The 10,034-nt window shown below is 69.2% G+C and carries 7 protein-coding genes; 2 read left to right on the top strand and 5 right to left on the bottom strand.

Going from position 1 to position 10,034, the window contains the following annotated elements:
* Positions 1-13 precede the first annotated feature (13 nt).
* On the top strand, positions 14-1,306 hold the full coding sequence (locus ADL12_RS28445) for an LCP family protein (protein ID WP_208614633.1): 1,293 nt from the start codon (positions 14-16) through the stop codon (positions 1,304-1,306).
* An 87-nt stretch (positions 1,307-1,393) separates the two neighbouring features.
* On the opposite strand, the gene ADL12_RS28450 is transcribed toward ADL12_RS28445, so the two are convergent.
* Together ADL12_RS28450 and ADL12_RS28455 are read right to left on the bottom strand one after the other, a co-directional pair.
* A complete protein-coding gene (locus tag ADL12_RS28450; RefSeq protein ID WP_062706727.1) occupies positions 1,394-1,756 on the bottom strand; it encodes a four-helix bundle copper-binding protein in 363 nt (120 codons plus the stop codon).
* Between the two features lie 264 nt (positions 1,757-2,020).
* Positions 2,021-3,475 carry an LCP family protein gene (locus ADL12_RS28455; protein WP_079052325.1) on the bottom strand — a complete coding sequence of 485 codons (1,455 nt, stop codon included), beginning with the start codon at positions 3,473-3,475 and terminating at the stop codon, positions 2,021-2,023.
* A gap of 143 nt (positions 3,476-3,618) precedes the next feature.
* On the opposite strand from ADL12_RS28455, the gene ADL12_RS28460 reads away from it, so the two are divergent.
* Complete coding sequence (locus ADL12_RS28460; RefSeq protein WP_062706731.1) at positions 3,619-4,662, top strand: glycosyltransferase family 2 protein; 1,044 nt, start codon at positions 3,619-3,621, stop codon at positions 4,660-4,662.
* A 91-nt stretch (positions 4,663-4,753) separates the two neighbouring features.
* On the opposite strand, the gene ADL12_RS28465 is transcribed toward ADL12_RS28460, so the two are convergent.
* The 3 genes from ADL12_RS28465 to ADL12_RS28475 all read right to left on the bottom strand — a co-directional run bounded on the left by ADL12_RS28465 (position 4,754) and on the right by ADL12_RS28475 (position 9,935).
* Positions 4,754-6,358 (bottom strand): LCP family protein, encoded by a 1,605-nt coding sequence (locus tag ADL12_RS28465; protein ID WP_062706754.1) that lies wholly within the window; start codon positions 6,356-6,358, stop codon positions 4,754-4,756.
* Positions 6,359-6,707: 349 nt separating this feature from the next.
* Positions 6,708-8,498, bottom strand: coding sequence for an LCP family protein (locus ADL12_RS28470; protein WP_079052326.1), 1,791 nt, complete (start codon positions 8,496-8,498; stop codon positions 6,708-6,710).
* Positions 8,499-8,726: 228 nt separating this feature from the next.
* Complete coding sequence (locus tag ADL12_RS28475; RefSeq protein WP_079052327.1) at positions 8,727-9,935, bottom strand: LCP family protein; 1,209 nt, start codon at positions 9,933-9,935, stop codon at positions 8,727-8,729.
* Positions 9,936-10,034: the final 99 nt, after the last annotated feature.

Below are 10,034 nucleotides of genomic sequence, written 5' to 3' on the forward strand. Positions count from 1 at the left end.
CACACTGGGGCGCATGAATGACTGGCCCGGTGGATGGTCCGACGACAATCGCGGTGACCGCTACGGACGCGGCAGCTCGAGGGCACAGCCCGAGGGCGCGCGCGTGATGCGGCAGGTCCGCCGCGGGCCGGCGGCGCCGCCCGGTCAGGGGTACGGCGGGGTGCCGCAGCAGCCGTCGTACGTGAACGGCCAGGGCCACGGCGGCTACGGCGACGACCCCGGCTACAACGACGGGTACGACAGCGGCTACAACACCGGCCAGGTCTACGGCGGGTCCGGCGGCACGGGCGGCCCCGGGGACGGCGGGGTGCGCGAGCCGCGGCCCGCGCCGAACTGGCGACGCCGTATCAAGGTGACCGCGATAACCGTCGTGACCCTTGTGGTCGTGACGTCCGTCGCCACCTACTTCTGGGCCGACTCCAAGCTCAACCGCGAGGTCGACCTGTCCAAGGTCATCGACCGGCCGGAGGCGGGCGAGGGCACCAACTACCTGATCGTCGGCTCCGACAGCCGTGAGGGCATGTCGGCCGAGGAGAAGAAGGCACTGCACACCGGGTCCGCCGAGGGCAAGCGCACGGACTCGATGATGATCCTGCACACCGGCGACAACGGCCCGACGCTGATCTCGCTGCCGCGTGACTCGGACGTCGAGATACCGACCTTCGTGGGCTCCGAGTCCGGCAAGACGTACAAGGGCACGGGCCGGCACGTGAAGCTGAACGCCGCATACGCCGAGGACGGTCCCGAACTGCTGGTCCGCACGGTCGAGTTCAACACCGGTCTGCACATCGACCACTACGTCGAGATCGGCTTCGCGGGCTTCGCGAACATCGTGGACTCGGTCGGCGGTGTCGAGATCGACATCCCGCAGGACATCAAGGACTCCAAGTCCGGCGCGGACTTCAAGAAGGGCAAGCAGACCCTGAACGGCGAGGAGGCGCTCGCCTTCGTCCGCACCCGGTACGCGCTGGCCGGCTCCGACCTGGACCGCACCAAGAACCAGCAGAAGTTCCTCTCGGCCCTGGCCAACCAGGTGGCGACGCCGAGCACGATCCTCAACCCGTTCAAGCTGTACCCGACCATGGGTGCGGGGCTGGACTCCCTGATCGTCGACAAGGACATGGGCCTGTTCGACCTGGCGGACATGTTCTGGTCGATGAAGGGCGTCAGCGGCGGCGAGGGCAAGTCGATGAACATGCCGATCTCCGGCTCCACGGGCGGCAACCTCGTCTGGGACAAGGCGAAGGTGAAGACGCTGGTGGACCAGTTGAAGAACGACGAGACGGTGACCGTCTCCGGCAACTGAGCAGCGCACAGCCGAGCAGCGCACAGCACTCGAGGGCACCCCTGCGGGGTGCCCTCGAGTGTGTCCGGGGATGCTGCCGGACGGTCGTCACATGGTGGCGGCCGACATCGCGCGGCAGGACTCGGCGCAGCGGCGACACGCCTCGGCACAGCGCATCATCTGCTGGTCGTCCGGCATGGACATACACGCCTCGGCACACATGTCACAGGCCTTGGCGCACATCGCGCACATCTCGGCCGACATGGGCGAGCGGCGCATCATCATGTCCGCGCACATGCGGGTCGTCTCGGCGCAGTCCATGAGCGCCCGCATGATCTGCATCTGCGGCTGACCGCCCATCTGCATGCAGGAGCTCATCGTCTCCTCGCAGACCACGTGGCAGGACATGCACGCGTCGACGCAGGCCTGCATCTCCTTGCTCATGGCGGTCATGGTTCCGGGCTGGGTCATGGCTCCTCCTGGGGGTGCGGGAGCCCGAGGCGGGCCCCGTGCCCTTCCGTCCTACGCCCGCCCGCCGCACCGCGCCATCGGACGGACGCGAACAATGCGCACCGGACGCCGCGCAACGTACGTCGCTCCGGTCCCGGCCGAGGCCGTGGCACAGGCCCGTTGGAGTGATGACCAGGTGTTACGGCTTGTGCGTCCCACCCCGGCGAAGCGCGGCGCGGGCGCACGGGTCACATCCGGAGGCCGAGGCCGTGGGCGCGGGTCCCCCTACGAGCACCCCGCCTCGCCACCCCGTACCACCACGGACTCGCCCTCTGTCGGGTCCTCCGCGCGTACCTTGCGGACCTGCCTGAAGTCCGTGCCCACGATCACCTTCAGCGTCGGCCCCAGCCCCTTCACCGCACGCAGCTCGCTCCCCGGCAGCGCGGCCGCCAGGGACTTGGCCGAGCGGTCCCAGCGCGGGTCGTGGGCGACGACCGTCCGCTTCACCGGGCGGTCCGCCGCGCTCACCGGCCGCCCCGTCGTCCGGAACCCGGTCGCCGCCAGCGCCGCATCGACCCGCTTGCCGAGGTCGCCCGCCGGAGTGCCGTTCTCCACCTGGACGTGGATCTCCTGCGGGGCGACCTCGACCCGTACCGGCCTGCGCCTCGGCCGGTGCACGGACAGCGGCTCGTCCTCGCGCAGGGCCCTGAAAAGGCGCTCGGACTTCGCGGCGTCCCACTTCACCGTGGAACCGACGTCCTTCACGTCGTACTCCAGCTGCCGGATGGGCACGGTCGTGAACTCCGACGACGACGGCGAGAAGTTCCGCATCGCCCGCCCGAGGTCGAGGAGTTCGCCCGTCCCGAAGCCCTTGTCGGCCCGCACCGAACCGAGCACCGCCCGGGTCACATCCCGGAACCGCATCGGGTTCAGCAGGATCCCGGACGACGTCGCCCGCTCGATCAGCGCCGCCATGAAACGCTGCTGGCGCTGCACCCGGCCCAGGTCGGAGGCGCTGTCGACATGCCGCGCACGCACGTACTGCAAGGCCTCGCCGCCCATCAGCCGGTGCGTGCCGGCCGACAGGTCGAGTCCGGTGTACGAGTCCTTCAGCGGCTCGGCGGTGCAGATCTGCACCCCGCCGACCACGTCCACCGTCCTCATGAAGCTGGTGAAGTCGACCTCCAGGTAGTGGTCGATCTTGACGTGGGTCATGTGCTCGACCGTGGCGACGGTGAGGTTCGGGCCGCCCTCCGCGTACGCCGCGTTGATCTTGATGGGATGTGCCTTGCGCCCCTCGCCGGCGGGCACCTCGGCGTACGAGTCGCGCGGCAGGCTCACCACGCTCGCCCGCTCCCGGTCCTCCGAGATGTGCACGATCATGATCGTGTCGGTGCAGTGACAGGGGGCCCCGCCGAGGCGGTACTTGCGCCGCTCCTCCTCGCTGATGCGGTCGCGGCCGTCCGTGCCGACCAGGAGGACGTTCATCCCGTGCCCGGCCTGCGGCCGGTTCTTCATGTCCTTGAAGGGGTCCACGCGCGCGATCTTCGCGTCCAGGCTGGTCACCACCGCATGCCCGATGCCGGCGGAGGCGAGGACCACCACGGACAGCGTGGTCACCGCCCGCATGGCCCAGCGCGGCCTTCTCCGCCGCGCGGGCGCGACCGGCCGCGCCCCGCCCCGCGTCGGCTGCGGGCGGCGCTGCGGAGGGGCGGGGGAGCGGCGGGGCGGCGTGGGCATGGGGGGCTACCTTCCGCTGGGGCTTGCCCTGGGGGCCGTACGTGGGATCCGTGAGCACCGTAGGCCCATACGATCTGCTGCCCGGGGCAGCGACCCCGGCGGGGCGCACCCGTGTCCCCCGTTCGCGGTAACGTGAGCCCCCTATGAACGCCAATCCCGACGTGCAGCTCCCCGCCGTGTCCGTCATCATGCCCGTCCTCAACGAGGAGCGGCATCTGCGCGGAGCAGTCCAAGCGATCCTCGCGCAGGAGTACGCCGGCGAGATGGAGGTCGTGATCGCCCTCGGTCCGTCCACGGACCGCACGGACGAGATCGCCGCCGAGCTGGTCGCCGAGACTGCATCCCACAAAAACAAGCGCGTGCACACCGTCCCGAACCCGACCGGCCGTACGCCCGCCGCGCTGAACGCCGCGATCAAGGCCTCCCGGCACCCGATCGTCGTCCGCGTCGACGGCCACGGCATGCTCTCGCCGAACTACATCGCCACCGCCGTACGGCTCCTGGAGGAGACCGGCGCGCAGAACGTCGGCGGCATCATGCACGCCGAGGGCGAGAACGACTGGGAGCACGCCGTCGCGGCCGCCATGACCTCGAAGATCGGGGTCGGCAACGCCGCCTTCCACACCGGTGGCGAGGCGCAGCCGGCCGAGACCGTCTACCTCGGTGTCTTCCGGCGCGAGGCGCTGGAGCAACAGGGCGGCTACAACGAGGAGTTCATCCGCGCCCAGGACTGGGAGCTCAACTTCCGGATCAGGGAAGCGGGCGGGCTCATCTGGTTCTCACCCGAGCTGAAGGTGTCGTACCGGCCGCGTCCTTCGGTGCGGGCCCTCGCCAAGCAGTACAAGGACTACGGCCGCTGGCGCCACGTCGTCGCCCGCTACCACGCCGGCTCCATCAACCTGCGCTACCTCGCCCCGCCGACGGCGGTGTGCGCGATCGCGGCGGGCCTTGTGCTGGGCGCCCTGGTGACCCCGTGGGCCCTGGTGGTCCCCGGCGGCTACCTCGCGGCCATCACCGCCGGCTCGCTCCCGGCCGGCAAGGGCCTCCCGGTGAAGGCACGCCTGCAGATCCCCGTCGCCCTCGCCACCATGCACATGTCCTGGGGCTACGGCTTCCTGACCAGCCCGCGGTCCCTGGCGAAGAAGGTCATCGCCTCCCGCCGCCCGGCAGTGCTCAGCGAGGCGTGAGGGTCGCGGCACCGAGCGAGCCGAAGTGACCGGCCACGGCCCGGGGGCTGCCGTCTCGTGACGGTGAGCCCTCGTTGCCGTATGCCGAGGCTCAGGCCTCCCAGCGGTAGGGCTCGTACACGTCCATGCACTGGCCGCTGTCCGAGCCGTTGATGGCGTCGGCGCTCTCGGGGACGTCCCCGGCCTTGGGCTTCGACTGCTTCGGATAGGTGGTGCCCGAGCGCCAGTCGGCGCCCACGACGACCGTCACCCCGGAGACGTCGGTCGACTTCTTCACCGAACTCATGGGAATCCCCAGCGACTTGGCGACGCGCTGGGCGTCGCCCTCCAGATCGGCGCTCGGGTAGCGCACAACGGTCTTGTCCTCGGCCAGGGCCGCAGAGGTGTCCGCCGTGGCCTTGGCGAAGCCCTTCTGCAGGAGCAGCTGGGAGATCGTATGCGCGCGGCCAATGACCGGAGCGAGCGTGGACGACTGTGTGGCGTTCTGCACCACCACGCCCATCTCGTCGTCCGCATGGGTGGGCGCTTTGGTCGCCTCTGCCGTGTCCGTCGTCTTCTTCGAGTCCTTGCTCCCGCCCTTGTCGAAGGACACGTCATCGCGGATCATCGACCAGATCTTCTCGGCGTCGGCTCCCTTCGGTACCAGGTGGTTGCGGTCCTGCGGGTCCTCGACAGTCGGCATGGTCGTCATCGTGATGCGGTCGGTCGGCACCGTCTTGAGCTGCATGCCCAGGTCGTACAGCTTCTTGACCGAGCCGATCTCCTCGGAGACCTTGAGGGAGTTCGTGGCCGCCTCGGCCAGGTTCATCAGCCGGCCGGTGTCGGTGAAGGCGTTCTGCTCCTTCAGTGACCGGATCATCGAGTTCATGTACATGTGCTGGGCCTTGGCACGTCCGAGGTCGCTGTAGAAGGCGTGCCGTGTGCGCAGCCATTGCAGCGCCTGCTTGCCCTCGATCTTCTTCGTGCCCTTGGTCATCTTCAGGCCGGAACCGCCGGGCACGCGGGGCAGCGGACGGTCCCACACGCCCTGCTTCACGCAGACCTCGACACCGCCGATGGCGTCCGCCATCTTCACCACACCCGCGAAGTCGATCATCATCCAGTGGTCGATGTAGACCCCGGTGAGGTTCTGCCAGGTGGCCAGGGTGCAGCCGGCGCCGCCGCGGGCCAGGGAGAGGTTGATGATGTCGTTCGTCGCCGGGTAGGTGTCACCGGTCTCGGGGTCCGCGCACTTGGGTATGTCGACCCGGGTGTCGCGCGGAATGCTCACCACGGCTGCGCTCTCGCGGTCCGCCGACAGGTGGACGAGCATCTGTACGTCGGCCAGCGGCTTGTTGCCGACATTGTCCTTGCTGCCGCCGAGCTTCACGTTCTCCGCCGAGTTACGGCTGTCGGAACCGATCACCAGGATGTTCAGGGGTGTCTGCCCAGCCGCGTTCGGCTGCGTCTTCTCGGCCTTGGAGTCGCCGCTGCTGCGCTGGCCCTTCTGGATGTTGTTGTTGAGGTGCTGGTAGTAGAGATATCCGGCCCCCGCCGTGCCCAGGATCACCACCGACAGAACCGTCGCCGACCAGCGCAGCGCACGTCGTCTGCGGCGCTTGCTGTCGGCTCCCCGGCCGCCTCTGCGACGCCCGCCGCCGTGCCGGCCGCCCTGATCGGCCGGCGTGTCCTGGTCGGCCTGCGGGGTGAGCGACATGGTGTCGTCCACCGCCGGGGCCTCCCCCCGCACACTGCTCTGCGCCAACTGTTCGCCCTTCCCCACCCCGGCCCGACACGGCTTCGCTCCGCGTCGGACCTCCCTGTCCGGCGCGGAGCGACCATGTCGCACCACCCTGTCCGACGCCGGTTCGCAACCTGTCAGACCCCCGTGGGTCCGAACCGGGTTGGCCACGTGTCGGCAAAATCAACGCCCGGCACGGCCACGGGGTGTGCCAGGCCAACGCCGCCTGACACAACCGTGTCCTGTGTCAGACCAACGAGGGTCCGGCACAGTTGCGTTCCCCGCCGCAGATTCCGTACCGGAGCCGTTGGGCCACTGCCGGCCGCTACTTCGCGCACTCCACCTTGTCCGCCGTGGACTTCTCCACGTCGGGCGCCTTGGTCGGAGCCGTGAGGGAGACGCCCGCACCCTTGAAGTCCTTGCCCAGCGTCAGTGTCATCGTGGGCAGGCCCTGGGAGTTGGTCACGCTCTTGCCGGGCTTCATCGCGGATCCGGAGAGCCCCATGATGGCGGCGAGCCGGCGTGCCTGGTCCGCCTGGTCCGGCGCGTACTCGAGCGTCGTCTTCGCCAGCGTCGCCGGGGCGTTGCCGGCGTTCTCGGACTTGCTCACGCCCTCCTCGGTCTGCAGCCAGGTGAGGGTCTCCTGGGCGCTGCCCGCGGGCGCCCCGCCGTTGTAGACCTGCACCCGCACCTCGGAGGCGTCGGCCTTGGTGCCCTTCAGCCGGGCGGCCACGGCGGCGGCCTCCTTCTTCTTCTGCTGCTTGACCTCGGTGAAGGAGACGTCGTTCTGGATCGCCTGGAAGACCTGGGGAGCCGTCGTCTCGTTGAGTACGACGGTCGCCTTCACCTTCTCGGCCGGGTTGTCGATCACCGGAACCGTCGTGAAGGTCAGGTTCTTGGTGTTGAGCTTGCCCAGCTCCAGACCCAGGTCCTTCAGCTTGTCGATGGTGTCGAGCTGCGAGTCGACGGTCAGCGCCTTGGTGCCCGCCTCCGCCAGCTTGATCATCTTCGTCGGGCTGGTGAGCGTGTCGTTCGACTTCAGCTTGCGCATCAGCGCGCTGAGGAACTGCTGCTGCAGCGTGATCCGGCTGAGGTCGCCGCCGAAGCCGACGGCGTGCCGGGTGCGGACGAAGGCCAGCGCCTGCTCGCCCTCGATCACATGCTTGCCCTTGGGCAGGTTGAGGTGGGAGTCGGGGTCGTTGATGTCCTTGCCCAGGCACACCTCGACGCCGCCGACCGCGGTCGTCAGTGTCTTCACCGCGTTGAAGTCGGCCACCATGAAGTTGTCCGGCTTGATCCCGGTCAGCTCGGTGACGGTCCGGCTCGTGCAGCTGGGCGTACGGCCTTCCTGGCCGAGGCTCGTGTTGAAGCGGACGCCGGTCTCGCCCGGAATGACCTTCTGGGAGCCGTCCTCCTGCGTGGTCGGGCAGTCGGGGACGTCGACGATGAGGTCGCGCGGGATGCTGAGCGCGGTCGCGTTCGAGCGGTCCTTGGAGACGTGCAGCAGGATCGTGGTGTCGGCGTGCCCGGCGCTGCCCGAGTCGCCGTAGCTGCCGTTGCCCGCGCCCGTGCGCTTGTCCGTGCCGATGAGCAGGATGTTGATGGCCTTGTCCTTCTGGAAGCCACCGGTGCTCGCGCCGTCGTCGGAGACGGACTGGATGTTGTCGTTGAGGTGCTCGATGTAGAGGTACGCGCCGACCGCGGCCGAGACCATGACGAACGCCATCACACCGCCGGTCCAGAGCAGGGCCTTCTTCGCCTTGCTCTTCTTCACCGGCCGGCGACCGCGCCGGCCCGGCGGCGGCTCCTCGGGTGCGCCCCGGCGCCTGCGCTGCGGCGGCACCTCACGGCCCGGCGTCGCCGGCCGCGTCTCGCGTCCCGGCGCCGCGGTCCGACTGCGCACGCCGCCTCCGGCGCCCGCTGCGCCCCCGGCCGCGGTCGTACCGGCGGTACGTGCCGCGGCTCCGGCGCGGGAAGCGGATCTACGGGGTCCCGGAACCGACGACTGCGGAGCGGAAGGAGTCAGTCGCAGTTCGTATTCGCCGGTGCTCGGATTGAGTACCCACTGGTCTGCGGGGTCGATGTCGTCCGCCCGCCCACGGCCTTGCGCGTCCACGGTTGTCTGATTCCTCCGTCGGGGCCACGCGGCGCCTTCCCCCTTCAAGGCGCTCGGGTCTCTCTCGGTCAAACAGTGCGCAAGCCTAACTACGGCCGGGTGCACCGGATCGCTCACACTATCCGGCCAGTTCAGCGTCAAGCGACGACGGTGACAAATTCCACGTGCCTACAACTGGGCAATCCATCCCATTTCTTTGAACTGGGGTTCGTCGACTTGGTGAGCGCTTTACCTGCAGGGGTTCTCGGCGGCGGTGTTGCCTCGGAAGGTGGGTGCCGGGGCGGTGGGGTCCGCGGGCTCGTCGGGGCGCTTCGTGCCGGACTTCCCGTCCCCGTAATGGGAACTCCTGTGCGGAGATTTGCGCAGAGGACCCTGGGACGTTTCGGACGAATTCACGACTTCCACCGAGGCGTCGATGCGCAGTCGCTCGAAGAGCCGCTCGGCTTCGGGCTCCACGAGTTGGTCGCGATTGGAGTTGTAGATGTACGACTCCCGAGGAACGGTGAGGAATTGCACGCGTTCCGTGGGGATGTCGCGCACGCCGCGGACGAGTTCGTACAAACCGCGCAAACTGGCCAGGGCCGGGTCGGTGGTGAGGGAGGACGTGGCGGCGTCGAGGACGGGGTAGAGCCTGACCGGATTCAGTAGTACGTGGTTGCTCTGCACCTTCTGGACGAGTGCGGCGAGGAAGCGTTGCTGGCGGTCCATGCGGTCGGTGTCGCTGCCGTCGCCGAGGGACTTGCGGGCGCGGACGTAGCCGAGGGCCTGCTCGCCGTTGAGAGTCACCTTTCCGGCGGGGAGCCTCAGCTTGGCGGCCTTGTCGTTGATCGGCTCGGTGAGGCAGATCTCCACGCCGTCGAGGGCGTCCACCATCTCCGTGAAGCCGTGGAAGTCGACGACCACGTGGTGGTCGAGGCGGATGTTCGTGAGGCGCTCCACGGTGCGGACGGTGCAGGCCGAACCGCCCACCTGGAAGGCGTAGTTGAACATCGCGAACATCGGCTTGCTGCGGCCTCCGTCGGGGCGCCGGCAGCCGGGTACGTCCACCATCAGATCGCGGGGTATCGAGACGGCGGTGGCGCTGCGGCGCCCTGCGGAGAGGTGCAGCAGGATCGTGGTGTCGGACCGCTCGGTCCCGGAGTCTCGGCCATAGCGCCGGTTTCCCTTGCCCGCCCTCGAGTCCGACCCGATGAGCAGGATGTTCCGGGCGTCGCGCACCAGGGACGTGGGCCGCTCCTTCTCGTACCGGGCGAGTTCGGCGGCGGCGGCCTCGTCGGGCGTGATGTTGGAGTCGAGCTTGGCATAGACGGCCCACCCGACCCCACCGGCAGCAACAAGCACGAGCCCCACCCCCAGCGCCCCTCGCCGCACCCACCGCCGTACGGACCCCCTCCTACTGGCCGACGCCCCCCTGCGCGCACCTGCGGTGTCGGTCACGGCTGGGTCCACCCCTCATGGCGTAGTGCGTGTGGTGTGGGCTGCTGTTACGACGATGGCTTGGATGGGGGGTGGGGGGTGGGTGGTGGGGGGGGGGGG

The organism is Streptomyces regalis, assembly GCF_001509475.1.
Taxonomy (GTDB): domain Bacteria; phylum Actinomycetota; class Actinomycetes; order Streptomycetales; family Streptomycetaceae; genus Streptomyces; species Streptomyces regalis.

Coding starts and splice junctions, on each gene's coding strand:
- ADL12_RS28445 (WP_208614633.1), top strand. CDS start 14: ATGAATGACTGGCCCGGTGGATGGTCCGACGACAATCGCGGTGACCGC.
- ADL12_RS28450 (WP_062706727.1), bottom strand. CDS start 1,756: ATGACCCAGCCCGGAACCATGACCGCCATGAGCAAGGAGATGCAGGCC.
- ADL12_RS28455 (WP_079052325.1), bottom strand. CDS start 3,475: ATGCCCACGCCGCCCCGCCGCTCCCCCGCCCCTCCGCAGCGCCGCCCG.
- ADL12_RS28460 (WP_062706731.1), top strand. CDS start 3,619: ATGAACGCCAATCCCGACGTGCAGCTCCCCGCCGTGTCCGTCATCATG.
- ADL12_RS28465 (WP_062706754.1), bottom strand. CDS start 6,358: ATGTCGCTCACCCCGCAGGCCGACCAGGACACGCCGGCCGATCAGGGC.